The organism is Amycolatopsis thermalba (assembly GCF_003385215.1).
Lineage (GTDB): Bacteria > Actinomycetota > Actinomycetes > Mycobacteriales > Pseudonocardiaceae > Amycolatopsis_E > Amycolatopsis_E thermalba.
Genome location: NZ_PQHW01000028.1, coordinates 15,405 through 41,693 on the forward strand (window position 1 = coordinate 15,405; position 26,289 = coordinate 41,693).

Consider the following 26,289-nt stretch of genomic DNA (forward strand, 5'->3'; position numbering starts at 1 on the left):
AGCGGGAGCACAATGGGGGTGTGGATGCCGCAGAGACGCTCGAGGACTACACGCCAGGCGACTTCTTCTTCGCCACCTCACGGCACACGATCTTCGGGTCCGGCTCTCGGCTGACCTTCACCGACACCGACGTGTCGGCACTCGGTGACGCGGTCCCGGCCGCCCTGGCCGGGACCCCGGGGGCGCTCGCGGTCGGTGTCCTGCCCTTCGACACCACCGCGACGCCCGGGCACCTCGTCGTGCCGGAAACGGCCTACGTGGCCGCTCCCGCGCACCCCGCCGCCGCCGGCCTGCCCCGCCTGACCGTCGACGGTCCGGACGCCATCCACGCCGTGCCCGAACCGGTCGCCCACGCGGAGGCGGTCGCGCGGGCCGTGCGGGCGCTGGCCGAGCGCGGCATGCGCAAGGTCGTGCTCGCGCGTGCCCTCGACCTGGAGTTCCCGGGCGAGGTGCCGGTCAAGGCCGTGCTGCACAACCTGGTCAAGGACAACCCGCACGGCTACACGTTCGCCGCGGCCCTGCCCGGGTCGCGGTCGCTCATCGGCGCGACGCCGGAGCTGCTGCTGTCCCGCAGCGGACGGCGGGTCGTGTCGCACCCGCACGCCGGTTCCGCGCCGCGTTCGGCCGACCCGGTCACCGACCGGGACAACGCCGAACGGCTGGCGTCCTCGCGCAAGGACCATATCGAGCACGAGGTCCTCACCGAGGCGATCGTCGAGACGCTGCGGCCGTTCTGCCGCGACCTGCACGTGCCGCGGACGCCGTCGCTGGTGTCCACGCCGACGATGTGGCACCTGAGCACGATGGTGACCGGGGAGCTGGCCGACCCGGACGTCACGGCGCTGCACCTGGCCGGCGCGCTGCACCCGACACCGGCGATCTGCGGCTCGCCCACCGAGGACGCGCGGCGGCAGGTCGGCGAGCTGGAGCCGTTCGACCGCGGGTACTACGCCGGGACCATCGGGTGGATGGACGCCCGGGGTGACGGCGAGTGGGCGGTGTCCATCCGGTGTGCCGAGGTGTCCGCGTCGCGCCTGCGGTTGTACGCGGGCGGGGGAATCGTGCCGGCCTCCGATCCGAAGGCCGAGCTGGACGAGACGTCCGCGAAGTTCCAGACGCTGCTGCGGGCTATGGGGTTGGAGCTGTGACCTCCCGAACCCGATCTCTCAGTGTTCGGTTGCCGAGACACCGCGTCAAGGCGGGAAAGCGTGCCTTGACCCGGTGGCTCAGCAACCGATTTGGCTGGGGATCGGGTTGCGGGAGAGGGGTGGCTCGGGAGGCGGGTTGCCTGCCGTTGCCGGCCGGCGGTCAGTCCTCTAGGTAGGCGCCCACCAGCGCTCGGTGACCTTCAGGTCCTCGTCCGCCAGCACGGCGATCGCCGCGCGGTAGCCCTCGCCGGGGTCCAGGTCGTGCAGACGCGTGCGCACCGGATCCAGCGCGGGGTCGGCCGAGGCGACCAGGCGGGGCGGCTCGTCCGGGCCGGCCAGCGTGATGCTCCGCAACGGGATCCGCAGTCCCCGCCCGGTGGCCTTCATCAGCGCCTCCTTGCCGGTCCAGTACCGGAAGAACGCGGCCACCCGCTCCGCGTCGGTCAGGCCGTCCAGTGCCGCCTGCTCGGTCTCGTTCAGCGCGTAGGCGATCAGCGAGTCGTCCGCCCGGCGAGTCGCGGTCTCGACGTCGAGGCCGACCGGTACACCGCTGGTCACCGCGACCCCGATCCGCTCGCCGGAGTGCGAGATGGACAGGTCGAACCCGGCGCCGGGCACGCGCGGCCTGCCGTGGGGCTTGCCGCAGTCGTCGCAGGTGGCGTCGAACGTCACCTCGGCGGGGGCGCGGCCGAGCAGCTCCGCGGCGACGGTCTTGGCCAGCGCCCGCCCGGTGAGGAACCGCCGCTGGTCGATCTCCTGCCGGTAGGCGCGGTGGCGGCCGCGTTCCACGTCGTCCAGCAGGCCGAGGTACCCGGGGTCGTTCGGCAGCGGAACCGCCCACCACACCGCACACTCGATCACGCCCCCAACCTACGCGGTGCGCGAACACGGGCGCGAGCAGCGGATGATCCGCCTACGTTGGCCGTCATGAACCTGGTTCACGTCAACGGGGCCGACCTGGCCTACGACGAGGCCGGCGCCGGCCCGGCCGTGATCTTCGTGCACGCGGGCGCGGGCGACCGGCGCATGTGGGACGACCAGTTCGACGGGCTCGCCGGCCAGTACCGCGTGATCCGCTACGACCAGCGCGGCTTCGGCGGGTCCGGGGACGCGGCCGGCGAGTACCGCCACTACGCGGACCTCCTCGGGCTGATGGACGCGCTCGACATCGACCGGGCGACCCTGGTCGGTTGTTCGATGGGCGGGTCGTACGCGCTCGAAGCCGCACTCGCGGCCCCGGGCCGGGTCAGCGGGCTGGTGCTGATCTGCTCGGGCCTGTCCGGGCGCGAGTGGCCGGAGTCGATGCGCGCCCGCGCGGCGCGCGAGGTGCACAGCGCGGTCCCGGCCGAGCGGCTGCGCGCCTACGCGGCGCGGACCCGGGAGCCCGACCCGGCCGACGTCGAGGCGATGGCGGTGGCCCAGGCGCGGTTCCTGGTGCCGGAACCGTCCGAACTCGTCCTCGACATGCTCCGCGGCGTCTTCCGGCGGACCTGGACCGGGCCGCAGCGGACCGAACGTCATTTGGAACCGGGCCCCACCGGCCGGCTGGGTGAGGTGGTGGCACCCACGCTGGTGGTCAACGGTCTCCTCGACGTGCCGGAGATCCAGGAGGTATCTGCCCTGCTCAGCGCGGGTATCACCGGGGCACGGCGGCTCGACCTGCCGGACGCCGGTCACCTCCCGCCGATCGAACGACCGGCCAAGGTCACCGCCGTGCTGCGAGGGTTCCTCACCGAACTCCATTCCGGTGACGAGCGGCGTGCGCTAGCCTGACAGGTAAGCAAGCGCTTAGTAGGAGGGCCGACGATGGACTTCAGCTTGAGCACCGAAGAGCGGGAAGTGCGCGACTGGGTGCGCACGTTCGTGCAGCGTGAGCTGATGCCGCTCGAACAGGAGGTGCTGCGCCGCGAACGCCGTGGCGAACCCGGCCTCACCTCGGACGAGCTGACCGCGCTTCAGCTCAAGGCGAAGGAGTCCGGCTTCTGGGGCGTGCAGACCCCCGAGGAGTACGGCGGCATGGGCCTGTCGGCCGTGATGACCGCGCTCCTGGAGGCCGAACTGGGCCGCACCTTCGTGCCCTTCCGCTTCGGCGGCGCGGCGGACAACATCCTGTTCCACGCCAACGACGAGCAGAAGGAGCGCTACCTGCTCCCGACGATCGCCGGCGACCGCAAGTCGTGCTTCGCGATCACCGAACCGGGCGCCGGGTCGGACGCGAAGAACATCCGCACCTCGGCCCGCAAGGACGGCGCGGACTGGATCATCAACGGCGAGAAGACGTTCATCACCGGCGGCAACGAGGCCGACTTCGTGATGGTGTTCGCGGTCACCGACCCGGAGAAGGGCGCCAACGGCGGCGTCACCTGCTTCCTGGTCGACCGCGACATGGGCTGGAAGTCCGAGCCGATCGACACCATGGGCGAGTGGGGCCCGGCGTCGCTGGTGTTCGACGACGTGCGGGTGCCGGAGAGCCAGATCCTCGGCGAGGTGGGCCAGGGCTTCGCGCTGGCGATGCAGTGGATCGGCCGCGGCCGCTACCTGCTGCCGGCCCGCGCGATCGGGTCCTGCGAGCGGCTGATCTCGATGGCGATCGAGCACGCCAACACGCGCGAGACGTTCGGGGCGCCGATCGCGACCCGGCAGGCGATCCAGTGGATGATCGCCGACTCCGGCGTGGAGCTGGAAGCGCTGCGCTGGCTGGTGCTGCACGCGGCCTGGCAGGTCGATTCCGGAATGGACTCCCGCCACGCGCAGTCGATCGCGAAGCTGTACGGCGGCATCAAGGCCAACGAGATCGTGGACCGCGTCCTGCAGATCCACGGTGGCATGGGTTACACGCGAGAGCTGCCGATCGAGCGGTGGTACCGCGAGCTGCGGCTGCTGCGCATCTACGAGGGCACCGACGAGATCCAGCGCCGCACCATCGCCCGCAACCTGTTGAAGGGCCACGTCAAGATCAGCGGCGCACTGGGCTGAGAACAACCCTCAGGGCCGCCCCCGGAACTTGTCCGGAGGCGGCCCCGAGGGATCTGACAACTACCTCAGGATTCGTTGGCGGCGTCCCGCAGTGCGCGCGGCGCCCCGGCCAGGTCCTCCTCGTTGCAGAGGAGTTTCAGGTCGTAGTACGGCGCGCCTTCGCGGTCGTCGTAGTCGAGGTGGATGGAGACCACATCCACCGGCTCGCCCAGCCACTCCTGTGCCGACCTGAGCCAGTGCGCACAGCGCTCGAGCGCGGTGGGCAGGTCGTCGTCACGGAACTGGACGGGGCGGTAGGGCACATCGTGTACATGATCCTGAGGGTGGGACGGGGCAGGGAGGCCCAGTGCGAGACCCTGCTCATCCAATTCCAGTTGGATCGTTCGCTCAGTCACCCTTCGAGGGTCCCTCAGCCCGGCCGAGTCGGCAAGACCCCAGCTAGGGCCGTATGCGCCACACCTGGGCGGCGACCTCGCGGGCCCGTTCGGCGGCCTTCCCACCCGGGGGTGACGGGCTGCCCAGCATGCGCAGCGCGAGCTGGGCGTATCGGGCGGCGAGGCGGTCCAGCGGCAGTGGACCACGCGGTGAGTACCAGCGGGCGACTCCGGTGCACATCTCCAGCAGGGCGAGCCTGGTCACGGCCGGTTCCGGGGCGTCGAACACGCCGGCCGCGACGCCCTTGGCGATGGTGGTGACCCAGATGTCCTCGTACTCGTCCCGCAGGCCGACGATCCGGCGCCGCGCGGGCCGGGACAGGGCGCTGACCTCGTTGTCCACCACCCGGGTCTCGTCGGGCTGGGCGGCGTGGGCCATGACGTGCAGCGTGACCAGGGCGGACAGCGCGTCGGCCGGGTCGGCTGGCTCGTCCATGGTGTCCAGCGTCTGGCGCGCGGCCAGCAGGAGCCGGTCGAGGCACTCCCGCATGATGCCGACGAGCAGGTCCTCCTTGGTGCCCATGTAGTGGTAGAGGCTGGCGCTGGAGATCCCCGCGGCCTGGGCCAGGTCGCGGATGCCGGTGCCGTGGAACCCCTTGGCGGCGAACAGCTTGACCGCGGCGCGGTGGACGCGTTGCTCGGTGGTCAGAGCCACGTCTGCGCCACCCGGTCGTAGGTCGGGGTGTCCAGGGCGGCGAGCTTGCCCTTCGCGATGCGCTCCGACGGGGTGCGCGGCAGGTCGGTGGTGAGGGACCAGTAGCGCGGGACCTTGAAGTAGGCGAGCTGGGTGGCGCAGAACTCGGCCAGCTCGTCCGGGGTGGTGTCCGCGGCCGGCACGATGAAGGCTTTGACCTCTTCCCCGCGCAGGTCGTCGGGCACGGCGATGACGGCCGCCAGCTCGACGGCGGGGTGCTGCCGGAGGGCGCGTTCGACCTCGTCGGCCGAGATGTTCTCGCCGCTGCGGCGGATCATGTCCTTCGTGCGGCCGACGTAGTGGATGCGGCCTTCGGTGTCCATTGTGGCCAGGTCGCCGGTGTGGAACCAGCCGCCCCGGAACGCCCGCGCGGTCGCTTCGGGGTCGTCGTGGTAGCCGTGCATGAGGCCGACGCCGCGGATGAGCAGTTCACCGGTGCCGCCGCGGGGCACCGGGTTGCCGTCCTCGTCGGCGATCATCGCCTCGCGTTCCCGGATGGGGCGGCCGATGCAGCCGCTGCCGGGCCGGTGGTCCTCCGGGCGGTCGCGGATGTCGCCGCCCGTTTCGGTCATGCCGAACGCCTCGTACCAGGGGACGCCCCACCTGGCCTCCAGGTCGGCGTGCAGGTCGCGGGGGATGGCGGAGGCCATGACCGAGCGGACGGCGTGTCGGGTGTCGTCGGGGTGTGGGGGCTGGCGGAGCAGGAGCGTCGGCATGAGGCCGAGGCAGTAGAACCAGGTGACGCCGTGCTCGCGGACCTTGGGCCAGAAGGTCGTGGGGTGGAAGCGGTCCAGCACCACGAGCTTCGCGCCCGCCGCGAGCCCGGCCGCGACGTTCCACTGTGGATCGATGTAGTGGAACGGCTGGGCGGTGAGGATCGTGTCCTGGCCGGTGAGGTGGGGGAAGTCGTCGACGAGGCTGCGGGCGAGGGTGGTCCAGTAGCGGTGGGGCAGGACGCAGCCCTTGGGGGCGCCGGTGGTGCCGGAGGTGTACTGGATGTTGGTGGGTGCTTCGGCGGCCGGGTGGTGTTCGGGTGGTGGGCCGGCGAGCAGGTCGTCCGGGGTCCGGGTGGGGATGCCGATGCGGGTGAGCAGGTCGGTGAATTCGGGCGCGGCGATGGCGAGGCGGGCGCCGGAGTGGCGGATGACGTGGGCGCCGTCGAGCTCGCGGTAGTTGGTGTTGACGGGGACGAGGACCGCCCCGCACTTGGCGAGCGCGAGCCAGAGCAGGGGAAAGGCAGGCTCGTTGCGCAGCATGACGGCGACTCGGTCGCCCGGTTCGATGCCGAGAGCGTGGAGACTTCCGGCGAGACGGTCGGTCTCACGGTCGATGTCGGCGAAGGTGAGGCTGGTGGCGGTTTCGTCGAAGAGCCACGCGGTGCGGCCGGGCCACAACCGCGCCGCACGACGGGTGAGGGCCACAAGGTCGTCCGGAATCATGCGCGGCTGCCGAGGGCGTTCTCGGGGAGGTGCTCGGTGATCAGGGCGTGGCTGACCTCGAGTTCGAGGGCCTGTTCGAGGGCGCTGTCGATGCCCGCGTCGAGGGCGCGCTTGGCGAGGGTGGTGGCCGGGTGGGCGGGGATGCGGCGGGCCCAGTCGAGCGCGGTGGCGTGCACGTCGGGGACGACGGCGTTGACGAGGCCGAGCGCGTGGGCGGTGCGGGCGTCGACGCGTTCGCCGAGGAGGAGGAGCTCCTTCGCCTTGAGCGGCCCGACGATGAGGGGCAGCAGGCGGGACGCGGCGCCGGTGACGCTGAGCCCGAGGCCGGCCTCGGGAAACGCGAAGACGGCGTCCTCAGCGGCGAGAACGAGATCACACCCGAGCGCGAACTCCGCCCCGGCGCCGATGGCGTACCCGTGCACGGCCGCGATGACCGGTTGGGGAATGCTCCGCAGGCGGCGCGTGACGTCCTGCAGGCGTTCGATGCGTGCACGGGAGTCCCCGGCGGGCGTTTCCTTCAGGTCGTGGCCCGCGCAGAAGGCCCGCCCCCGCCCGGCGAGGATGACGACTTTCGCATCGCCCACCCGATCCAGCGCGGAGAGCAGGTCGTCGACAAGCACGGGCGCGACGGCGTTGAGACGCTCCGGCCGATTGAGCCAAATGCGCGCGACACCGTCGTCGATCTCGAGGTCCACCGAGGTCATGGAAGGAGAGTAGCCGACCGATCGATCGATCGGCTAGGACTGCCGCGTCTACCGGCTCGATCTCCACCCGGGCCTGGCCCTCGACGAGGGTGCCGCTCGTACCGCGCGAGATCGCCCCTCATGCGGCTGCGACTGCCGCAGGCGCCCCTCATGCGGCTGCGACTGCTGCAGGCCCTCCGGGTCCCCGCCTGGCCCGCCACCTGCGCGACGGTGCCTCTCACGCGGCACGAAAGGGCCACTCGCGCCATGGCGACTGGCGCAGCGGCCGCCTCGATCCCCTCTGGGAGACGGCACCGGCGCGGGTGTGCCTCTCGCTCCGCACGAACGTGCCACTCGTGCCGCTGCGGCTGCTGCACGACGGCCCCCGGTCTCCGCCGCCTGCGCGACTGTGCCTCTCGCGCTGCACGAAAGTGTGTCTCGTGCCGCGGCGAGTGGTGCATCTATCGCCTCGGCCTCCGCGTGGGCCCGGGCTTGCGTGAGTGTGTCTCTCGCTCCGCACGAACGTGCCACTCGTGCGGCTGCGGCTGCTGCACGACGGCCCCCGGTCTCCGCCGCTTGCGCGACTGTGCCTCTCGCGCCGCACGAAAGTGTGTCTCGTGCCGCGGCGAGTGGTGCACCTATCGCCTCCGCCTGGGCCTGGAGCTTGCGCGACTGTGCCTCTCGCCCGGCACGAACGTGCCACTCGTGCCGCTGCGGCTGCTGCACGACGGCCCCCGGTCTCCGCCGCTTGCGCGACTGTGCCTCTCGCGCCGCACGAAAGTGTCTCTCGTGCCGCGGCGACTGGTGCACCTATCGCCGCGGCCTCCGCGAGGGCCCGGGGCTTGCGCGACTGTGCCTCTCGCCCGGCACGAAAGTGCCACTCGCGCCATGGCGACTGTCGCAACGGCTGCCTCAAACACCCCTGGGAGCCGACACTGCGCGAGTGTGCTTCTCGCAACGGCACGAGAGTGCCCCTCGTGCCGTTGCGACTGCCACCACGGCAGCCTCGATCCCGACCTCCGTCCGGGCACTTGCGTGACTGTGCCTCTCGCGCTGCCACGAAAAGCGCTACTCGCGCCGCCGCGACCCGGTACGACCGCCGCACCGCCCCACTCGGGCTCGGTCCTACGCGGCTGTGCCTCTCGCGCCGCCACGAAAGCGCCACTCGCGCGATCGCGAGTGCCGAGGGGCGTCCCGTCAGGTCAGCTCGCGGCGCAGGTCGTCCAGCCGGTCCGCCACGTCGGCGGCCGTGGCGGGCGCGAAGTGGAGCAGCTGGTCGTCGTAGTGCGGCTTGGTGAGGACGGTCCAGCGGCCCTCGGCGTTGTCGTACACCCGCAGCGGGAAGCGCGGGTGCCGCGGCTGGCCGCTGTGGTCGCGGACCTCGGCGTGCAGCTCGGCGATGAAGTACGGCTCGAGAGACGCCAGGTAGTCGGCGCGCATCACCGCGCGGCTGGGGCGCGTGCCGTTCATCTCCGCCTGTCGCGCGCCCCGGACCTCGCTGCGCAGCACGGTCAGCGACGGCTCCGGGGACTTGCGCACGCCCTGCGGGAGGACGTCGGCGAGCACCTTGCTGAGCCGGTCGCGCTGGAAGGTCCGGACCGAAATCTCCTGCCCCTCCCGCACGGCGACAACCCCGAACCGCTGGTCGGCGGCGACGAGCGTGGAGACGTTCACCCCGGTCGTCGTGTCCGACAGCCACCCGAACCGGGCCTCCGCGGGGGTGGTGAGCAGGCGTGCGAGGTCGGCGAACGTCGGCTCGTCGCGGGTGGGCACGTGGTAGCGCGCGAGGGCGGCCTCGACGGTGCGGTCGAAGGCGAGCCGGGCGTCGTCCGGGCGCCACACGGCCTGCGGTGCGAGCGCGAGGTGCAGTTCGGCGCCGGTGACCTTGGCGACCATGGCCGCGAGGAGGTCGACCGGGAACCGTTCCGGTTCGGCGAACCACATGGCGCTACTGGCCGAGGACCGGCGGGGAGACGGTCATGCCCGTGATCGGGTCGACGGCCTTCTCGCCCTCCGCGGTGAGCTGGAAGTGCTCGTCCTCGTCCACGATGTACTTCCGCTGGTGCTCGTCGTCGTCCTCGCCCCTGCCCCGGTTGCCCGCGCCGGCGCCCATCGCACCCGGACTCCCGGCAGCGCCGGCCCGCCCCGACGGGCCACCGCCGCCGCGAGCGAACGACTCGCCCGCCGCGGCGGGGTTCCCGGCGCCGAAGCGCTTGCCCTCGCTGAGCGGGTTGCTCCCGCTGCCGGGACCGAAGCCCGCGCCACGGCCCGCGCCACCCGCACCGAAGCCCCGACCGGAGCCGACGCCGCCCCGGCCCGCCCCGGCGCCGGTGCCCGTCCCGAACCGCCCGCCGGCCGGGTTGGCGCCGCGGTATCCGGTGGTGCTGCCGTAGCCGGGCACGCCGTACGCACCGCCGCCGGGCGTGCCGTAACTGTTGCTGCCGTACCCGCCCTGTTGGGGCGGGTTGTAGGACGCCGCGGAGGGCGGCGCGTAAGCCGCGTCGGAGGCGACGGTGCGCCCGTCGGCGGGGATTTGCCCGGTGGGGGCCTGGTAGGGCCCCGACAGGGACGAGGTGCCGCCGGTGACGCCACCGCCGCCTCGGGAGGCACCCCCAGCGCCCCCGAAGCTCGGCCCGTCACTGGTCGGCTTGTTCTGGATGTCGACGCTGCCGCCGGGCTGGGCGCCCTGGGAGACGCCGAGCACGCCGGCGTCGAGGGTGCCGTAGGTGGTCGGCATCCGGGCACCGTTGTCACCGGAGGTCGTCGACCAGGCCTGCATGGCCTCGACGTTCTGCTTGGCAGCCGCATTGGCCGCCGCGACCTTCGCCATCTGGCTCCAGCCGCTGCTCGTATCGCCGATGATCTCCTTGAGCGCCGGAGGAGCCTCCGGAACCTCGGGAACGGGGACGACCTTGTTCTTGGTGTCGAAGAATGCCTGGCTCTGGCTTTCGATGAGGTCATTGGCCGTCTTCATGGCCGCAGCAGCACCCGAATGAGCGACGGCCAGTGGGCCGACACTACGGACAGCAGCGTTGGCCGCGTCGCCGGTCCAGCCCTCCTCCATGGCACCGGCGAGCGAGGTCACCTGTTCGGCGCGCACCTCGTACTTCTTCATCACCATGCGCAGGTGATGCTGGGCCTGCTGGAGTCCAGTAGGACCTGCCGCCTTCGTGTGGAAATTCTCGTAGATTTGCTGCCCGCTCATCCCTTCGAGGGAAGCGGTCGAGCCCAGTACCGCTCCGGTCATCATCGCCCCCCGGCTTTGATGGTGTCGATGACTTCGGCTGCCACATTCGTGGCGGCCTTGCAGTTGTCCTTCGTCTCATCGCCACGAACCGTGACGTGGAAGATCGCGCCCGAATTCATGCCGACATTGAGATCGCACGTCTCCGGGCGGAAGTCGACGAGGTTGCTGAATACCGCCGGGTAACCCGCGACCTCGGTTGGCTCGAAGTAGCCGTCCTTGTAGGCCCCGGCGTTGTTCTTGTTGTAGTCGTTCGCAAGCCCGCCAGCGACCTCGATGTAGGTCAACTGGACGACCCATTCCGAATTCGGACCGAAGTTCCAGCTGCATCCGCCCTCGACTGCTTGCCTTCCCTGTTGCTCAATGCCCAGATCCGACTTCTGTGCGCTGGTCAAGCTGCTACAGGGATCCCCGAGGAACTTGCTTTCGTCGAGCGGTTCGCTGACCACAGGTGCCGCGCTCGAGCCTCCGGCGGATGAAGTAGTCGGACCAGAGGCGGCCGACGGCAGGATGGAATTAGTTCCCCCATCGTCCGAGCATGCCGTCGCACATGCGATCACAACGAGGAAAGTCGACAGAGCGGCGAGGAACCGCGTCGTGCTCATCAAGTCACACCCCTAGGAATACAGTCCGTGACCGCTCGTGTCCTTCTGGTCATCAACATACAGCCCCGCGCCGGTGTGTTGTTCTTGCTCCACGTAGGAGCCGTTTGCCCTCTTCAGGGCGTTGATCCAGTCGCTTGCGTACGAAACCATCCGCCTGTTGTGGTTCATGGCGGCCTCGATCGAGCTCCGCGTCGCGAGGGCGTTTTGTGCAGCGGGTTGATCGGGCGACGGCGCGGTAGCGGATCCCCAGGCGAGTTGCAGATTTTGGAAGTCGTCGTCCAGCCCGTGGAGAAGCTCTTCCCACTTGGGGATCAGCGCCGCGATCTGGTCGGGGTCGAAGCGGTACCCGGCGCCTCCCACGAAGCTCAGCCCAGCCCCCACCATCGGCCCGATCTGGGCCGGTCCCTGTGCGGCGTTGATCGCGGACTGGATCTCGGTCTTGGCCTGCCTGCCCCGGTCGCCCTCGGTCATCTGTCCCCTACCCCCTGTGTGGAACGCAGTTCAAGCAGAGACTAGCGCGACCGGATCAGGCACCGCCTCCGGTTGGGCGTAATTCCCGCATAGCATGGGTCACATGGCCGTACGAGAAGCCGAGGTCGGCGACGTCGAGGAGATCTGCGCGCTCATCGAGGAGCACGCCCGCTACGAGGGCAACGACTCCCTCGCCCTGGACCGCGCCGAGATGACCAAGCACCTGTTCGGTCCGGAGCCCAAGGCCTGGGTCCTCATCGCGGAGCCGCCGGGTGACCACGTCGTCGCGGGGATGGCCTTCTGCTCCTGGAACTTCTCCACCTGGGAGGGCCGCCCGGGCATCTGGCTGGACGACCTCTACATCCGCCCCGAACACCGGCGCCACGGGCTCGGCAACGAACTGCTCACCGCCCTGCGGGCGCGCACCGACGGGCGCGTCGAGTGGGACATGCAGGAGGGCAACGAGCGGGCAGCGGCCTTCTACGCCCAGCTCGGCGCGCAACCGGTCCCCGGCTGGATCCGCTACCGCTGGTCACCGGGAAGTTAGGCAAGGCTGACTCCCGCCGGGACCGCACGTAGAGTTATTAGCATGCCTGACAGTCCGCACCGCTCGCCCTCCTCGTCGATCGAGGACTACATCCGGGTCATCTACGGCCTGGTCGAGCGCGGTGAGGCCGTCACCAACACGACCCTGGCCGGCCGCCTCGAGGTGAGCCCCTCGTCGGCGTCCGGCATGGTCACCAAACTCGCCCAGCAGGGCCTCGTCGAGCACGTCCCCTACCGCGGCATCGAGCTGACCCCCGAAGGCCGCCGGCTCGCGCGGGGCGTGCTGCGGCGGCACCGGCTCATCGAGACCTACCTGGTCCAGGAACTGGGCTACACCTGGGACGAGGTCCACGGCGAGGCCGACGCGCTCGAGCACGCGGTCTCCGACCGGCTCATCGAGCGCATCGCGGCCAAGCTCGGCAACCCGGTCCGCGACCCGCACGGCGACCCCATCCCCGCGGCCGACGGCAGCGTCGAGGAGGTGCCGACCCGCCTGCTCGACGAGCTGGAACCGGGCGCGGTCGGGCAGATCGTGCGGGTGTGGGACACCGATCCCGACATGCTGCGCTACCTCGCCGACCACGCGATCGCGCTGGGGGAGCGGATCGAGGTCGTCGAGCGGCAGCCGTTCGGCGGTTCACTGGTGGTGAAGGTGGGGTCGGGTGCCGGGGCGGCGACGCACGCTCTGGGCAAGGAGATCGCGCAGGCCTTGAGCGTGGCCGTCTTCTGACGCTGCGCTTCGGCCGCTGAAGCCACGTAGGGTGTCGGGGTGCGCGCAGTCGTCTTCACCGAGTTCGGGGCAACACCGCAGGTCCGCGACCTGCCCGACCCGTCACCCGCCCCACACGGCGTGGTCGTCGCGGTCGAGGCGACCGGCGTGTGCCGCAGCGACTGGCACGGCTGGCGCGGCCACGACAGCGACATCACCCTCCCGCACGTGCCCGGTCACGAACTCGCCGGCCGGATCGTCGCGACCGGCGACCGGGTGCGCCGCTGGTCACCTGGTGACCGTGTCACCGTCCCGTTCGTGTGCGCCTGCGGCGCGTGCGAGCAGTGCGCCACCGGCAACCAGCAGATCTGCGCGAACCAGACCCAGCCCGGGTTCACGCACTGGGGATCCTTCGCCGAGCTGGTCGCCCTCGACCACGCCGACGTCAACCTCGTCCGCCTCCCCGACAGCCTCGAATCCACCACGGCCGCCGCCCTCGGCTGCCGCTTCGGCACCGCCTTCCGCGCCGTCCTGCGGCAGGGGCGGGCCACCGCCGGGCAGTGGGTCGCCGTGCACGGCTGCGGCGGCGCGGGCATCTCCGCGGTCATGCTCGCCGTCGCCGCGGGCGCGCGGGTCGTGGCCGTCGACCTCTCGCCGGAAGCCCTCGCGCTGGCCACGAAACTCGGCGCGGAAGCCACGGTCGACGCTGCGCAGGACACCGCCGCCGCCATCCGCGACATCACCGGCGGCGGCGCGCACGTGTCGCTGGACTGCGTCGGCCTGCCGCAGACCTGCGCGGCCTCCGTGGCGAGCCTGCGCCCGCGTGGCCGGCACGTCCAGGTCGGGCTGATGCCGCCGGGGCGGGGCGTGCCGCCGATCCCGATGCACCGGGTGATCGCCGACGAACTGGAAATCCTCGGCAGCCACGGCATCCAGGCCCACGAGTACCCGGAGATGCTGGCCATGATCGAACGGTCCACAATGGACCTCGATGCGCTGATCGGCCGGCGGATCACGCTGGACGAAGCACCGGCCGCGCTGATGGCGATGGACGATCCGGTCGGCGGCGCCGGCGTCACCGTCGTGGAGTTGCGCGTGTGAAGGCCCCGGGGAGCTACCAGGAGCTGGCGGAGCTGCTCCGGAGCCGGTTGCCGAAACTGGTCTCCGGGCAGCTGCGCATCGCGCACCTGCTGCTCGCCGACCCGGAGGGCACGGCCTACCGCGGCATCACCGAGGCCGCGCGGCTGCTGGAGGTGCGCGAGTCGTCGGTGACGCGGTTCGCGAACTCGCTGGGGCTGCCCGGATATCCCGACATCATGGAGCTGTGCCGCGCGTGGGTGGCCGAACAGGCGCAGGTGGCGCGGCGCGCCGAGCACGCCGGTGAGGCGGAACCGGGCGGCCTGCTCTCCGCGACGCTGGAACAGGAACAGACCAACCTGGCGCGCACGTTCGGTCACCTGGAGCGGGCGTCGTGGTTGCGGGCGGTGGAGCTGGTCGCGCGGGCGCCGCGCGTGCACGTGATGGGCCTGCGGGAGTGCCGGCCGGTGGCGGATCTGGCGGCGCAGCGGCTGGGTGAGATCCTGCCCGCGGTGCACCGGCTCGGCGACGGTTCGCTGCCCGACGAGCTGAAGGAACTGCGCGAGGACGAGCTGCTGGTGGTGTTTTCGGTGCGCCGTTATGCCGCGGACACCGTGCGGGTGGCGGGGTATGCCAAGGAAACCGGGTTGCCGGTGGTGGCGCTGACCGACAACGCCGCGTCGCCGTTGGTGGAGTTCGCGGAGGTGGGGCTGTTCGCGGAGACCACAGGCGTTTCGCACCGGCGGTCGCTGACCGCGCTGACCGCGCTGACGCAGGCCCTGATCACGGAGGTCGCGATCGAGCTCGGCGACCCGAAGCCGGACCACCGGCTGCTGGACACGCTGCACTTCTACTACTGACAACGAAAAACCGCCCTCCCCGCGCGTGGCGAGGAGGGCGGCTTTCTCAGCGGAACTCAGTACCGCCGGTCGACGACCGTTCCGTTCGGGTACCACTGGATGTAGCCCCACTGGAAGTTGTTCCGCCGTCCACCCGCCGAGGCGAACTCACCCGTCGTCGGGTAGCCGAGGTACGACTTCTCCCAGCCCAGGGCCGCCCACCGCGCCCGGATCGCGCCGTAGATCTCGTGCGCGCCCGTCGACGGCGAGAAGTAGATCGACCCGTCCTTGCTGAAGTGGTTGTACCGGCCGATCCCGTCCGGCGTGATCAGCTCGTCGGTCACCGGGTAGCCCATCGGCCCGGCCTCCCAGCCGGTCTGCTGCCACACCTGCCGGATCAGGCCCCAGATCGAGTGGGCCCCGTTCGCCGGCGTCCAGTAGATCGACCCGTCCTTGCTGAAGTGGTTGTACCGGCCGATCCCGTCCGGCGTCACCAGCTCATCGGTCGTCGGGTAGCCGAGCGGGCCGGCCTCCCAGCCCTTCTCCGCCCACTTCTCCCGGATCGCACCCCAGATCGCGTGCGTTCCGGTGTTCGGCGAGAAGTAGATCGACGCCGTCAGCGTGCCGGGCGTGCCGATGTAGTGGTTGTACTTGCCCACCCCGTCCGGCGTGGTCAGCTCATCGGTCGTCGGCGCGCCGAAGCGGGTGTGACCGCCCAGCTCCAGGAACTTGCCCAGGATCGCGCCGTGGATCTCGTGCACGCCGGTCTGCGCCGACCAGTACATCCGGCCGTTGGCGTAGACCCGGTAGTTGACGTTGCCGTCCTGCACCTCGGGCGCGGTCGGGGCGCCCAGCAGCGCCCGCACCGCGGGGTCGCTGTTGTAGCGCTGGTCGATGGCCGTCGCGTAGGTCGCGGTCAGCGTCAGATCCGAGGTGACCGTCAACGTGCGCGTCCGGCTGGTCGCCCCGTTCTCCCAGGCGGAGAACTTGGACGCGCCGTCGGACGCGGTCTCCGCGGCCACCACGTCGAGCGTGACGCCCTCGGTCACCAGCGCGCTGTTCACGCCGCCCTCGGACGGGATCTGCAGCGACGCGGGCACGTTCGAGGTCAGCGTGAGCCGGTGCTGACGCGGCCAGGCCGTGTAGCTGGTGCTCGTGGACACGCCCGCGCTGTCGGTGGTCGTCGCCGTCAGGATCATCCGGGAGTCCGGGTGGTCGGTGAACGGGACGCTGAAGGTCGAGCCGCTGGCCCCCACGCCGGGGTGCGAGTGGCAGGTCTCCTCCTCCGGGCAGTGCAGCACGATGCTGGTCCAGTTGACCTGCAGCGCGCCGTCCTCGGCGTCGGTCGCGGTCGCCGACAGCGACACGGACTCACCGATCGCGAAGTTCTTCGCGGCCGGCTCGGTCAGCGTGATCACCGGCGTGTGGTTGGCCGGTGCGACGGTGAACGAGGTGGTCCCGGTCTTGTTGAGCGGGTCGCGCACGGTCAGCGTCGCGGTGAACGGGCCGTCGGCGGTGTAGGTGTGCGTGGTGGTCACGCCGGTGCCGGTCGTGCCGTCGCCGAAGTTCCACGTGTAGGTCAGCGCGTCACCGTCGTAGTCGGTCGACTCGGACGCGTCGAACGTGACGGTGCGGGTCGCCGGGTCGGAGGTGGTGGTCGCCTTCGCCACCGGGGCCGAGTTGCCCGTGACGTAGCTCAGGCGGCGCAGGTTGCCGGTGTAGATGTCGGCGTAGACGATGTCGCCGTTGGGGGCCGCGGCGAACTTGACCGGGCCGCCGATGTCGGTCGCCAGCGGAGGATCCTGCGGCGCCTGGGTCAGCGTGCCCGCGGTGTTCCAGCGCGCGGTCCACAGCTTCTTGCCGACGTAGTCGCCGAAGAAGAACGCACCCTGGTACTCGGCGGGGTAGCTGGATCCGGTGTAGACGATGCCGGCGGTGATGCTGTTGCCCTGGTTGGAGGCGTCACCGTGGTGGTACTCCCACAGCGGCGCGCTGTTCGTCACCGACGCGCACCCGGGCAGGTCCGCGTAGCCGGGGGTGCGGTGGTTGCCTTCCCAGCACGGCCAGGCGTAGTTGCGGCCCGGCTGCACCAGGTCGAGCTCCTCCCACTCGTTCCAGCCGACGTCACCGACGACGGGCAGGCCGCTGCTGGGGTCGAGCGTGAACCGGAAGGGGCTGCGGAAGCCGCTCGCGAACACCTTGCTGCGGGTGGCGGTGGGGTTGGCCGCGTCGTAGTACGGGTTGGTCGACACGCCGCTGCCGTTGGCGTTGATGTGCAGGACCTTGCCCTGGGGGCTGTTGACGTCCAGCGTCTTCAGCGCGTTCTCGTCGACGCGGGTGTAGTCGGCGTTGTCACCGGTGGACACCCACAGCGTGCCGTCGTCGGCCGCGATCAGACCGGTCATCCCGTGCACATCGGACCCGCCGGGCATCTCGAGCAGCGTCTGCTCACCGGTGATGCCGGTCGGCTCGGGGGAACCGGTGACCGTCCACTTCGCCAGGCGCAGCGTGAACGACGTCGCGCCGGGCACCGAGCGGATCAGGTAGATGGCCTTCGACGTGGCGTAGTCGGGCGCCACGGCCACGCTGACGAGGCCCAGGTCACCCTGGTTGCGTACGCTCAGGGTGCGCAGGGTCCGCGTGGTCTTGCCGTCGGTGGAGGTCCAGTTGAGCTTGCCGCCCTTGCCGGTGGTCAGGTAGCTGCCGTCCGGCAGGTAGGCGAAGTCGGTGAGGTCGAACGCGTTCTGACCGGTCGGCTGGTCGAGCAGCACGAAGCCGGGCGGTGGCGCGGCGGCGGCCTGCGGGGCCGAGATCGCCGTGACCAGGCCCAACGTGATCAGTCCCGTCCCGATGAACGCGAGTAAGCGTCTGGCTAACCACCGAGAGTGCATGTATCCCCCTTCCAGGCGTACGACTTCTCTTCGCCTGAAAGGGGGAATTCGTTGCTGACAGTTACCGATCTGTAATGCGAGATCGGCTACACGAACGCGCTCTGGCCGGTGATCGCCTTGCCGACGATCAGGGTGTTCATCTCGCGGGTGCCCTCGAAGGAGTAGATGGCCTCCGCGTCGGCGAAGAACCGCGCCACGTCGTAGTCCAGCACGATCCCGTTGCCGCCGAGCAGCTCACGGCACCAGGCCACCACCTCGCGCATGCGCGCGGTGACGAACGCCTTGGCCAGCGAGGACTGCTCGTCGCGGAAGATCCCGGCGTCCTGCAGCCGGGCGAGCTGGACCAGCATGCCCCACGAGGCGGTGATGTTGCCCAGGCTCTTGACCAGCAGGTCCTGCACGAGCTGGAAGCCGGCGATCGGCTTGCCGAACTGCTCGCGCTCCTTCGCGTACGCGAGTGCGGCCTCGTACGCGCCGATCATCACGCCCAGCGCCTGCCAGGCAACGCCGCCGCGGGTGGCGCGCAGGATCTCGGCGACGTCCCGGAACGAGCGGATGTTCTGCAGCCGGTTCGCCTCCGGCACGCGCACGCCGGTGAGGGTGATCTCGGCGTTCTCCACGATCCGGAACGCGACCTTGTTCTCGATCTTGACCGGTGCGAACCCCTCGGCCGGGGTCTCCACGACGAACCCCTTGACGCGGTTGTCGTCGACGTCGCGGGCCCACACGGCGACCAGGTCGGCGAAGGTGGCGTTGCCGATCCAGCGCTTGGCCCCATTGAGCACCCAGGTGTCACCCTCGCGCTTGGCGGTGGTGCGCATGCCGCCGGCCACGTCCGACCCGCCGAGCGGTTCGGTCATCGCGAACGCGCCGATCTTGTCCATCGCGGCCATGGCAGGCAGCCAGCGGTCGCGCTGCTCCTGGTTGCCGCCGGCGTACACGCTGTACATCGCGAGTCCGTTGTGGACACCGAAGAAGGTCGCCACGGACGCGTCGACGCGCGAGTACTCCGCGGCGAGCATCCCGGTCAGCAGGTGGCTGCCGCGTGGCAGCGGATCGCCGTAGCCCTCGTACGCCACGCCGGCCAGGCCCAGCTCCCGGAACTTGCCGATCAGCTCGCGGGGGAACTCGCCGCGCGCCCAGTACTCGTTGACCAGAGGCTTGACCTCGGTGCGCAGGAAGTCGCGGGCCTTGAGCAGCGTCTTGCGCTCCTCTTCGGACAGCAGGTCCTCGTAGCCGTAGAAATCGGCGCTCATTTCCTGTCTCCTTGTCCGCGGGCGGCGAGGATCGCGAGCTGCTTGCGGTCGCGCTCCGCCGCGAGTTCGGTGTATTCGTGGTCGCCGTAGGCCTTTTCCACGGCTTCGATGACGCGCTCGGTCGCCTCGGGGCTGTCGTCCGGCTGCCCGAGCGTCAGGCGCCGCATCGACGATCCGATGTGCGTGGCCAGGTGCCGGTAGCCGCCCGGCCCGCCGCCGAGGTGCGAGCCGAGGAACGGCCCGACCGCCGCCCAGCGCAGACCGAGCGAGTTGACCACGACCTCGTCCAGCCCGGCCGGATCGACCACACCCTCCTGCACCAGGTGGATCGCCTCGCGCTGCAGGGCGTTCTGCAGCCGGTTGCCCACGAAACCGGGAACTTCCCGGTGCTCGACGACGGGGACGCGGCCCAGCGAGCGGTAGAACTCCACGGCTTTCCGCACGGTTTCCTCGGTCGTGCGCGGGTTGGGGACCACCTCCACCAGCGGCATGACGTGCGGCGGGTTGAACGGGTGTCCAATCAGGACACGCGAGCCGTCGATCCCCGCGGTGAACTCGCTCGACGGGATCGCCGAGGACGAGCTGAGCAGCAGCGCGTGCGCGGGCGCCTCGGCGACGAGCTTGGCGAACAGCTCCCGTTTGAAGTCCAGGCGCTCGGGTCCGTTCTCCTGCACCACGTCCGCGTCGCGCACGGCTTCACTGACCGAGGCCGCGATGTGAACGTCGAGGTCGCCCACCGCTTCCACGAGGTCCGGGCGCGGGTCGCTGACCCGCACTTCGTGCCCGTGCCCGGCGAACAGCGCGGCCCAGGACAGGCCGATCGTGCCGGCGCCGATCACCGCGATCTTCATGACGCCTCCAGGTAGTCGTGCACCGGGGTGACCGGCGCCAGGGTGAGATCGGTCAGCACGTGGCTCGCCGAGACGACCTCCCGCACGGGCAGATCGGCCAGCGGGGCCAGGACGTGCTCGAACAGCTGCAGCCGCGCGGGCCCGGTCCACGCCTCCTTGACCGTCACGTCGGTGATCCGGGTGCGGACCAGCTCGGCGACGCGTGGACGGCCGTCGTAGCCGGGGACGATCTTGAGCATGAACGTCGGCACGGCGATCTGCTCGCGGGCCTCGCCGGGGTCCAGGCGGTGGTGCTTGTAGCCCATGGTCGCGGTCGCAACCCGCAGCGTGCCGTAGTCCAGCGTGCCCACCAGTGCGCCGTGGTCGACGTACAACCGCGGCGCGCCAACGGTTTTCGGGTAGGCGCTGACCTCGCGGCCGGACGCGGTGGCCGGGAAGTTGTCCAGGTACATCGCGTGCAGGTACTCGCCGCGCTCGTCGCCGAGCCGCACCGGGATCGCCTGCCCGGCCTCGGTGTACGGGCCGTACCCGCTCACGTCGCCCATCCGCATCACCTCGAAGCGCAGCAGGGGCTCGTCGACCTCCAGCGGTTCCGGGACGACGGCCCGCAGCGCGTCCCGATCGGTGCGGTAGACGATGTTGAGGTACTCGCGATCGGTGAACCGCGGCACGGTCGGCGCGTAGGCCGGGCTGGTCAGGGGCGTGGTGAGGTGTTGCGCGACCGCGGTGGCCTTCATCGTCCGCTCACCTCGCGCAGGACCTCCTCGGTGTCCGCGCCCGGGACCGACGGCAGGCGGCGGATTTCGGCCGGCGTCTCCGAGAACCGCACCGGGATGCCGGCCGTGCGGATCGCGCCCTCGGTCGGGTGCTCGACCAGCTGGATCAACCCGCCGTCGCGGACGTAGGGGTCCTCCTCGGCCCGGTCGAGTTCCAGCACCGGCGCCATCGGGATGCTGTGCTTCGCGCACACCTCCGCCCACTCCGCGGTGGTCAGCGCCGGAGCGCACTCCTCGATCAGGGCGGCCAGTGCGTCCTTGTCCGCCGCGTCCACGTAGTCGCCGTTCACGCGCGGGTCCTCGGCCAGCTCGGGCCGCCCGGCCGCGGCGAAGAAGTCGCGGAAGTTCCGCGGGTTGTACGGGATCACGCACGCCAGGCCGTCCTTGGTGCGCACCGCGCGGTGACCCTGCCCCATCGACAGCGGGAACCCGGTGGGCGCCGACGGCGGCTCGAACGTGTGCCCGGCGAGGTGCTCGACCAGGTTGAACGCGATCAGCGTGTCCGTCATCGGGACCTCGATGCGCTGGCCCCGCCCGGTCCTGCGCTGGTGCAGCAGCGCGGCGAGCACCGAGTAGGCGATGGTCAGCGCGGACACCTTGTCACCGAGGATCGTCGGCAGGTACACCGGCTTGCCCAGCGCCCGGTTGGCGATGTCGACCAGCCCGGACGCGGCCTGCACGGTCTCGTCGTAGGCGGCGTGGCCGGCGCGGTCGGAGTCGCCGCGGAAACCCTGCGCGTGCGCGTAGACCAGCTTCGGGTTGCGGCGGGACAGCTCGTCGTAGGTCAGGCCCAGCCTGCCGAGCGCGCCGGGCCGCATGTTGGTGATCAGGGCGTCCGCGGTGTCGATCAGCGCGAGCGCCCGCGCCCGCTGCTCGTCGTCCTTGAGGTTGAGGGCCACGCTGCGCTTGTTGCGGTTCACGGCCATCGCCAGCGCGGTCATGCCCGGCGTGGTGCGGTAGTGCCCGTTGCGGGCCGAGTCGCCGGGCGCCTCGATCCGGATGACATCCGCGCCCAGGTCGCCGAGGATCTGCGCGGCGTAGGGGCCCATCACCACCGTGGAGAGGTCGATGACCCGGATCCCGTCGAGTGGACCACTCATTCCTGCTCCTCGTTCTCGTCCTCACCTGACAATTCGACGGTAGGCCGGAAAACGCGGAAAGGGAATGATCAATGCGCGAACAATGGTATGACCACAGCGGTCATACCAATTGCCGGAAAACCTCCCTGGCGTCCGCGACGAGCCCGGCCAGCTCGGCGCCGTCGCACGCCCGGTCACGCCGCCAGATCAGGCCGGTCCGCAGCTCGGGGTGGAAATCCGTGATCGGGAGCACGGCCACGTTCTCGACGCTGTAGTTGCGCATCGGGCTGCGCGGGTCGAGCATCGAGACGGTGAACCCGAGCCCGCTCGCGACGATCTCGGCGACCCCGGAATAGTCCGTCTGCGGCGGTTTGAGGCGTTTCTTCACACCTGCCGCGCGCAATTCCTGGTCCAGTTGTTCGAAATACAACGGTTGCGCTTCCGGTGGCACCGGCACGTACGGCAGGTCCGCGAGGTCGGTGAGGCTCAGCGAGTCGCGGCCGGCGAACCGGTCGGCGGGCACGACGGCGCCCAGCGGTTCCGACAGCACCCGCACGACCTCCAGCGCGGGGTCGCTCACCGGCAGCCGGACCAGCGCGAGGCTCAGCCGGCCGTCGTGCACCGCCTCGATCAGATCGCTGGTGCGGCCGGGCCAGCGTTTGAGGTCGAACCGGTCGCGGCAGCGTTCCTCCAGCTCCTGCACGCGGGCCCGCAGATCGGGGTGCAGCCCGGCGGGCACCCCGATGAGCGCCATCCGGTGCCGGGGCCCGATGGCCTCGCGCAGGCGCCACGGAATCGCGTTGAAGTGTTCCAGGGCTTCGCGTGCCAGCGGGAGGAGCGCGGCGCCGGCGTCGGTCAGCTCGACGCTGTGCGTGCTGCGCCGGAACAGCTGGTGCCCGAGCTCGTGTTCGAGGTCCTTGATGCGCTGGCTCAGCGGGGACGCGGCCATGTGGAGCTTGCGGGCGGCCTGCGAGAAGTTCAGCTCCTCGGCCACCACGACGAAGTAGCGCAGGTGAAAGATCTCCACCCGGCCGAGCTTACGGGCGGCAGAGGATGATCAGGATGCAGCTCGGGGGCGTGCGCGACGGGGTGGTGGTGGTCGTGGTGTCACCGCCGGGCGCGGTGCCGGTCTGGCTCGGGCCGGTCTGCCCGGGCGGCGACCCCGGATCGGTGTTCGAGGCCGGCGGCTGGTTGGAGTCGGTCACCGTCACCGTTTCGGTGGAGGTGCTGGTGCGCGGCTTCGTGGACCACGGGATGCCGTTGCCGGGTGCGTCGGCGTCGGTGGCCTGGTTGGTGACCACGACGCGGGACGAGCTGTTGGTGCGCTCGGTGGTGTGCGGGTTCTCCGGGACGCCACCGCCGGCGAGGCCACCGGTCGGCCCGGACGGGAGGCTGAACAACGCGGCGTCGTCGGTGGGCTGGGTGTCCGCGCCGACCTTGACCAGGATCGCGGCGAGCCCGCACCCCAGGACGACGGCCAGCATCACGGCCACCACCTGGAACCGGGATCTCGGCGCGCGCGGCTGTTCCGTCCAGCCCTCGCGCTCGAGCAGTTCGGCCACCGACACTTCGTCGTTCACCGGACCCACCTTTCGAGACGCGAAGGCATACCGACAGTTGCGCGCATTTGTACCGCAACCGGGTGATGCCGATACACGCGGGGCGGGAAAACGGCGTCCAAATTACGGTCAGTGTTGGGAAATCGCTCCAAGCAACTTCCGTACCCCATCAATCGCACGTTCGAAGGGTTCCGCGGAACTGGCCGCCCGAGCGAGCACGTAGCCGCCCTGGACGACCGCGGCGAGGGTAACCGCGGTGGCGTCCGGATCCAGATCGGCGGGCAGTTCGTCGTGTGCGACGCCGTCGGCGAGAACCTCGGCGAGCCGGCGCCGGAGCCAGTCGAAGGTCTCGTGCACCGGCTGCCGCAGGTCCTCGCTGGCGACGATGTCCGGGTCCTGGGCCAGCCGCCCGACCGGGCACCCGCGCAGGACGTCCCGCTCACGCAGGAGGTACTTCTCGATCCGGTCGAGCGCGGTGCCACCACCGGCGAGCAGGGCCTCGGTCTCGGCACGCAACTCCTCGGCGGTGCGGCGGATGGCGGCGAGCGCGAGGGCCGGTTTGCCGCTGAAGTGGTGGTACATGCTGCCCTGGCCGGCCTGCGCGCGCTGCTGGATGGCCTTCGGGCTGGTGCCGACGTAGCCGCGGTCCCGCAGCAGCTCCTGCGTGCTGCGGATCAGCCGCTCCGAGGTGTCCACGGCTCCACTGTACCTACCGGTAGATCGCGTCAGAGCAGCTCGGGAGCGTGCTCGCGCACCGCCGCCAGCACCTCGTCCACGCTGGGGTTCACCATGGCCGTCGGGCCGACGAAGACCGTGGGCACCGTCTCGTTGCCGTTCGCGGCCTCGCGGACCCGTTCGGCCGCTCCCGGCTCCTCCCAGATGTTCACCTCGGTGAACGGCAGGCCGGCCCGCTCCAGGCCGGCCCGCAACGCCATGCAGAAGCCGCAGCCGGGGCGCCAGTAGAACTCCACGGGAGTGCTCATGCGTTCAGGTTAGCCATCACGGGATGACTTTACGCTTGCGCAGCTCGTCGAAGATCGACAGGAACATCTCCTCGGTGTCGACGAACTCGTGGAACCCGAATCGGCGCGCCTTCGACCCGTCCGCGATCACGTCGTAGTCCCAGCCGAAGACGAAGTCGCCGAAGCGCCACGAGGACACCTCGCCGAACGACGGCTCCAGCCCGTACCGCTCACGCATCGAGTTCCACAGCGGCTCCTTGTCCGCCATGACCGTCTCCAGCGACATCTGCAGCGGCGGCGCGACTTCCAGGTCGAACCACCGGGCCAGCTTCGGCCACAGCTCGTGCCACCGGAACAGGTCGCCGTTGTTGATGTTGAAGGCCTGGTTGCCGCAGCGCTCGTCGGTCGCCGCCCACACGGTCGCCTTCGCGAGCAGCCCGGCGTCGGTCATCTCCAGCAGCGACGTGTACGCGCCGGGCTTGCCCGGGAACCGCAGCGGCACGCCGAGTTCCTTCGAGATCGAGGCGTACACCGCGATCACGGTCGCCAGGTTCATCGGGTTGCCGAGCGCGAACCCGCACACCACTGACGGCCGCAGCGCCGACCACGTCCACGCCTTGCCCCGTTGCCGCTGCTCCAGGAAGTTCTGCTGGTCCACATTGAACTCCGGCGGCAGGTGCCCGGCGTCGTCCTCGCGGGCCGGCGTCTTGAACGGGCCGAGGTGCGCGCCGTAGACCTTGTAGCCCTGCATGAGGCTGATGTGCCGCAACCCGCGGGCGACCGGCTCGATCGCGTCCACGAGGTTGACCAGCATCCCGACGTTCGGCCCGACCAGCTCGGCCCACGTCGGCTTGTCCTGGTAGGCCGCGTAGAAGACGTGCGTCACATCGGTCAGCCCGCCGAGCTTGTCCCGGGCGTCGGCCGGGTCCAGCAGGTCGACCGCGACGTGGCGGACGCGCCCGCGCCCCGTCCCGCCGCGCCGGGACAGCCCGATCACCTCCCAGTCCCCGAGCGAGACCAGGTGGTCGACGAGGTTGCGGCCGATGACCCCGTTCGCCCCGGCGACCAGGGCGACTTTGCGTTCCGTGCTCATGAGCCCAGGTTCCGCCGCCGCGAGCGATAAGTCCAAGTCCCGTTGGTACCGGGACCCATGAACGCTCTTTATGCGCCCCAGGTGCGTCCGGTGATCCGCTCGTAGACCTCGATGTAGCGGGCGCGGGTGGTGGCCACCACGTCGGCCGGGATCTCCGGCGCGGGCGGCGTCTTGTCCCAGCCGGTGCCGCTGACCCAGTCACGCACGTACTGCTTGTCGAACGAGAACTGCGGGCGGCCCGGCTGCCACCGGTCGGCCGGCCAGAACCGCGACGAGTCGGACGTCAGGACCTCGTCGCCGAGGGTCAGCACGCCGTCGGCGTCCCAGCCGAACTCGACCTTGGTGTCCGCGACGATGATCCCGTTCGCGGCGGCCCGCTCGGCGCCCGCGCGGTAGATCGCCAGGGTCAGCTCCCGCAGGCGCTCCGCGGTCTCGCGGCCCTCCTGCGCAATCACGTCGTCGAAGGTGATGAACTCGTCGTGGCCCTCGGTCGCCTTGGTGGTCGGCGTGAAGATCGGCTCCGGCAGCTTGCTGCCCTCGACCAGGCCCGGCGGCAGTGCGACGCCGGACACGGTGCCCTGCTTCTGGTACTCCTTCAGGCCGAGGCCGGTCAGGTAGCCGCGCGCGATGCACTCGACCTGCACCATCTTCAGCGGCTTGACGCGGATCGCGCGGGCGGCGAACTCCTCGGGCACGTCGGTGGACACGACGTGGTTCGGCACGATCTCCGCGAGGTGCTCGAACCACCACAGCGACAGCTGGGTGAGCAGCTTGCCCTTGTCCGGGATCGGAGTGGGCATCACCACGTCGTAGAGCGAGATGCGGTCGGATGCGACGAGCAGGATGTCGTCCCCGTCGGAGTACAGCTCCCGGACCTTGCCCGCGTAGATGTGCTTCATCGTCCCGTCCCGTGTCGCCGGATTTCGCCGCGCCCATCCTACGGTGCTGCTCAGCGAG

27 protein-coding genes are annotated in these 26,289 nt (G+C 70.6%); 7 read left to right on the plus strand and 20 right to left on the minus strand.

All coding sequences use genetic code 11. The annotated features are described in order from the left end of the window. Nucleotides 1-20: 20 nt before the first annotated feature. A complete protein-coding gene (locus tag D0D15_RS13975) occupies nt 21-1,148 on the plus strand; it encodes an isochorismate synthase (RefSeq protein ID WP_115944487.1) in 1,128 nt (375 codons plus the stop codon). A gap of 168 nt (nt 1,149-1,316) precedes the next feature. On the opposite strand, the gene D0D15_RS13980 is transcribed toward D0D15_RS13975, so the two are convergent. After that, nucleotides 1,317-2,009, minus strand: a complete 693-nt coding sequence (locus D0D15_RS13980; RefSeq protein ID WP_094004430.1) for a 4'-phosphopantetheinyl transferase family protein — start codon at nt 2,007-2,009, stop codon at nt 1,317-1,319. 66 nt (nt 2,010-2,075) lie between these two features. Between D0D15_RS13980 and D0D15_RS13985 the strand changes: the two genes are divergently transcribed. Continuing rightward, the gene (locus tag D0D15_RS13985; RefSeq protein WP_094004431.1) at nt 2,076-2,921 is read left to right on the plus strand and encodes an alpha/beta fold hydrolase; all 846 of its coding nucleotides are present in this window, start codon (nt 2,076-2,078) and stop codon (nt 2,919-2,921) included. 33 nt (nt 2,922-2,954) lie between these two features. Further along, nucleotides 2,955-4,124, plus strand: coding sequence for an acyl-CoA dehydrogenase family protein (locus D0D15_RS13990; protein WP_094004432.1), 1,170 nt, complete (start codon nt 2,955-2,957; stop codon nt 4,122-4,124). A 65-nt stretch (nt 4,125-4,189) separates the two neighbouring features. On the opposite strand, the gene D0D15_RS13995 is transcribed toward D0D15_RS13990, so the two are convergent. From D0D15_RS13995 to D0D15_RS14030, 8 genes are all read right to left on the minus strand, one after another. Next, nucleotides 4,190-4,519, minus strand: a complete 330-nt coding sequence (locus D0D15_RS13995; protein WP_026153533.1) for a hypothetical protein — start codon at nt 4,517-4,519, stop codon at nt 4,190-4,192. A gap of 43 nt (nt 4,520-4,562) precedes the next feature. Further along, nucleotides 4,563-5,213, minus strand: coding sequence for a TetR/AcrR family transcriptional regulator (locus D0D15_RS14000; RefSeq protein WP_094004433.1), 651 nt, complete (start codon nt 5,211-5,213; stop codon nt 4,563-4,565). After that, nucleotides 5,204-6,691 carry an AMP-binding protein gene (locus D0D15_RS14005; protein ID WP_094004434.1) on the minus strand — a complete coding sequence of 496 codons (1,488 nt, stop codon included), beginning with the start codon at nt 6,689-6,691 and terminating at the stop codon, nt 5,204-5,206. The genes D0D15_RS14000 and D0D15_RS14005 overlap by 10 nt, the downstream gene beginning before the upstream one ends. Next, nucleotides 6,688-7,395: an enoyl-CoA hydratase/isomerase family protein gene (locus D0D15_RS14010; RefSeq protein ID WP_094004435.1), complete on the minus strand. Its 708-nt coding sequence runs from the start codon at nt 7,393-7,395 to the stop codon at nt 6,688-6,690. The genes D0D15_RS14005 and D0D15_RS14010 overlap by 4 nt, the downstream gene beginning before the upstream one ends. Nucleotides 7,396-8,571: 1,176 nt before the next feature. After that, on the minus strand, nt 8,572-9,318 hold the full coding sequence (locus D0D15_RS14015) for an ESX secretion-associated protein EspG (protein ID WP_094004436.1): 747 nt from the start codon (nt 9,316-9,318) through the stop codon (nt 8,572-8,574). Between the two features lie 4 nt (nt 9,319-9,322). After that, complete coding sequence (locus tag D0D15_RS14020) at nt 9,323-10,624, minus strand: hypothetical protein (RefSeq protein WP_233157143.1); 1,302 nt, start codon at nt 10,622-10,624, stop codon at nt 9,323-9,325. Continuing rightward, a complete protein-coding gene (locus tag D0D15_RS14025) occupies nt 10,621-11,223 on the minus strand; it encodes a DUF3558 domain-containing protein (protein ID WP_094004437.1) in 603 nt (200 codons plus the stop codon). Before D0D15_RS14025 ends, D0D15_RS14020 begins: the two co-directional genes overlap by 4 nt. A 12-nt stretch (nt 11,224-11,235) precedes the next feature. Continuing rightward, complete coding sequence (locus tag D0D15_RS14030; protein WP_094004438.1) at nt 11,236-11,694, minus strand: hypothetical protein; 459 nt, start codon at nt 11,692-11,694, stop codon at nt 11,236-11,238. A gap of 103 nt (nt 11,695-11,797) precedes the next feature. Between D0D15_RS14030 and D0D15_RS14035 the strand changes: the two genes are divergently transcribed. The 4 genes from D0D15_RS14035 to D0D15_RS14050 are packed head-to-tail and all read left to right on the plus strand — an operon-like array spanning nt 11,798 to nt 14,886. Next, nucleotides 11,798-12,241, plus strand: a complete 444-nt coding sequence (locus D0D15_RS14035; protein ID WP_094004439.1) for a GNAT family N-acetyltransferase — start codon at nt 11,798-11,800, stop codon at nt 12,239-12,241. Between the two features lie 42 nt (nt 12,242-12,283). Next, nucleotides 12,284-12,970, plus strand: coding sequence for a metal-dependent transcriptional regulator (locus tag D0D15_RS14040; protein ID WP_094004440.1), 687 nt, complete (start codon nt 12,284-12,286; stop codon nt 12,968-12,970). A gap of 39 nt (nt 12,971-13,009) precedes the next feature. After that, nucleotides 13,010-14,050, plus strand: coding sequence for a zinc-dependent alcohol dehydrogenase family protein (locus tag D0D15_RS14045; RefSeq protein WP_094004441.1), 1,041 nt, complete (start codon nt 13,010-13,012; stop codon nt 14,048-14,050). Next, nucleotides 14,047-14,886 carry a MurR/RpiR family transcriptional regulator gene (locus D0D15_RS14050; protein ID WP_094004442.1) on the plus strand — a complete coding sequence of 280 codons (840 nt, stop codon included), beginning with the start codon at nt 14,047-14,049 and terminating at the stop codon, nt 14,884-14,886. Before D0D15_RS14045 ends, D0D15_RS14050 begins: the two co-directional genes overlap by 4 nt. Nucleotides 14,887-14,942: 56 nt before the next feature. Here D0D15_RS14050 and D0D15_RS14055 read toward each other — a convergent pair whose 3' ends face one another. The 11 genes from D0D15_RS14055 to D0D15_RS14105 all read right to left on the minus strand — a co-directional run bounded on the left by D0D15_RS14055 (nt 14,943) and on the right by D0D15_RS14105 (nt 26,231). Then, a complete protein-coding gene (locus D0D15_RS14055; protein ID WP_094004443.1) occupies nt 14,943-17,696 on the minus strand; it encodes a PQQ-dependent sugar dehydrogenase in 2,754 nt (917 codons plus the stop codon). A gap of 146 nt (nt 17,697-17,842) precedes the next feature. Next, entirely contained in the window at nt 17,843-19,012 is a 1,170-nt protein-coding gene (locus D0D15_RS14060) for an acyl-CoA dehydrogenase family protein (protein WP_094004444.1), read from the minus strand. Next, entirely contained in the window at nt 19,009-19,863 is an 855-nt protein-coding gene (locus D0D15_RS14065) for a 3-hydroxyacyl-CoA dehydrogenase NAD-binding domain-containing protein (protein ID WP_094004445.1), read from the minus strand. The genes D0D15_RS14060 and D0D15_RS14065 overlap by 4 nt, the downstream gene beginning before the upstream one ends. Continuing rightward, entirely contained in the window at nt 19,860-20,600 is a 741-nt protein-coding gene (locus D0D15_RS14070) for an acetoacetate decarboxylase (protein ID WP_094004446.1), read from the minus strand. Before D0D15_RS14070 ends, D0D15_RS14065 begins: the two co-directional genes overlap by 4 nt. Further along, nucleotides 20,597-21,739, minus strand: a complete 1,143-nt coding sequence (locus D0D15_RS14075; protein WP_094004447.1) for a CaiB/BaiF CoA transferase family protein — start codon at nt 21,737-21,739, stop codon at nt 20,597-20,599. Before D0D15_RS14075 ends, D0D15_RS14070 begins: the two co-directional genes overlap by 4 nt. Nucleotides 21,740-21,839: 100 nt before the next feature. Further along, nucleotides 21,840-22,745 carry a LysR family transcriptional regulator gene (locus D0D15_RS14080; protein ID WP_094004448.1) on the minus strand — a complete coding sequence of 302 codons (906 nt, stop codon included), beginning with the start codon at nt 22,743-22,745 and terminating at the stop codon, nt 21,840-21,842. 10 nt (nt 22,746-22,755) lie between these two features. Next, complete coding sequence (locus D0D15_RS14085) at nt 22,756-23,298, minus strand: hypothetical protein (RefSeq protein WP_094004449.1); 543 nt, start codon at nt 23,296-23,298, stop codon at nt 22,756-22,758. Nucleotides 23,299-23,406: 108 nt separating this feature from the next. Continuing rightward, nucleotides 23,407-23,973 carry a TetR/AcrR family transcriptional regulator gene (locus D0D15_RS14090; protein ID WP_094004450.1) on the minus strand — a complete coding sequence of 189 codons (567 nt, stop codon included), beginning with the start codon at nt 23,971-23,973 and terminating at the stop codon, nt 23,407-23,409. A 29-nt stretch (nt 23,974-24,002) separates the two neighbouring features. Then, entirely contained in the window at nt 24,003-24,260 is a 258-nt protein-coding gene (locus tag D0D15_RS14095; protein WP_094004451.1) for a glutaredoxin family protein, read from the minus strand. Between the two features lie 16 nt (nt 24,261-24,276). After that, nucleotides 24,277-25,332, minus strand: coding sequence for an SDR family oxidoreductase (locus D0D15_RS14100; protein ID WP_094004452.1), 1,056 nt, complete (start codon nt 25,330-25,332; stop codon nt 24,277-24,279). A 68-nt stretch (nt 25,333-25,400) separates the two neighbouring features. Next, nucleotides 25,401-26,231 (minus strand): phosphoribosylaminoimidazolesuccinocarboxamide synthase, encoded by an 831-nt coding sequence (locus D0D15_RS14105; protein WP_094004453.1) that lies wholly within the window; start codon nt 26,229-26,231, stop codon nt 25,401-25,403. Nucleotides 26,232-26,289 lie beyond the last annotated feature (58 nt).

Bases quoted from the DNA above. Each gene is read 5' to 3' on its own strand.
- D0D15_RS13990 (WP_094004432.1), top strand. From the start codon at position 2,955: ATGGACTTCAGCTTGAGCACCGAAGAGCGGGAAGTGCGCGACTGGGTG.
- D0D15_RS14015 (WP_094004436.1), bottom strand. From the start codon at position 9,318: ATGTGGTTCGCCGAACCGGAACGGTTCCCGGTCGACCTCCTCGCGGCC.
- D0D15_RS13985 (WP_094004431.1), top strand. From the start codon at position 2,076: ATGAACCTGGTTCACGTCAACGGGGCCGACCTGGCCTACGACGAGGCC.
- D0D15_RS14070 (WP_094004446.1), bottom strand. From the start codon at position 20,600: ATGAAGGCCACCGCGGTCGCGCAACACCTCACCACGCCCCTGACCAGC.
- D0D15_RS14025 (WP_094004437.1), bottom strand. From the start codon at position 11,223: ATGAGCACGACGCGGTTCCTCGCCGCTCTGTCGACTTTCCTCGTTGTG.
- D0D15_RS14030 (WP_094004438.1), bottom strand. From the start codon at position 11,694: ATGACCGAGGGCGACCGGGGCAGGCAGGCCAAGACCGAGATCCAGTCC.
- D0D15_RS14105 (WP_094004453.1), bottom strand. From the start codon at position 26,231: ATGAAGCACATCTACGCGGGCAAGGTCCGGGAGCTGTACTCCGACGGG.
- D0D15_RS14095 (WP_094004451.1), bottom strand. From the start codon at position 24,260: ATGAGCACTCCCGTGGAGTTCTACTGGCGCCCCGGCTGCGGCTTCTGC.
- D0D15_RS14010 (WP_094004435.1), bottom strand. From the start codon at position 7,395: ATGACCTCGGTGGACCTCGAGATCGACGACGGTGTCGCGCGCATTTGG.
- D0D15_RS14100 (WP_094004452.1), bottom strand. From the start codon at position 25,332: ATGAGCACGGAACGCAAAGTCGCCCTGGTCGCCGGGGCGAACGGGGTC.
- D0D15_RS14005 (WP_094004434.1), bottom strand. From the start codon at position 6,691: ATGATTCCGGACGACCTTGTGGCCCTCACCCGTCGTGCGGCGCGGTTG.
- D0D15_RS14065 (WP_094004445.1), bottom strand. From the start codon at position 19,863: ATGAAGATCGCGGTGATCGGCGCCGGCACGATCGGCCTGTCCTGGGCC.
- D0D15_RS14020 (WP_233157143.1), bottom strand. From the start codon at position 10,624: ATGATGACCGGAGCGGTACTGGGCTCGACCGCTTCCCTCGAAGGGATG.
- D0D15_RS14060 (WP_094004444.1), bottom strand. From the start codon at position 19,012: ATGAGCGCCGATTTCTACGGCTACGAGGACCTGCTGTCCGAAGAGGAG.
- D0D15_RS14075 (WP_094004447.1), bottom strand. From the start codon at position 21,739: ATGAGTGGTCCACTCGACGGGATCCGGGTCATCGACCTCTCCACGGTG.
- D0D15_RS14040 (WP_094004440.1), top strand. From the start codon at position 12,284: ATGCCTGACAGTCCGCACCGCTCGCCCTCCTCGTCGATCGAGGACTAC.
- D0D15_RS14035 (WP_094004439.1), top strand. From the start codon at position 11,798: ATGGCCGTACGAGAAGCCGAGGTCGGCGACGTCGAGGAGATCTGCGCG.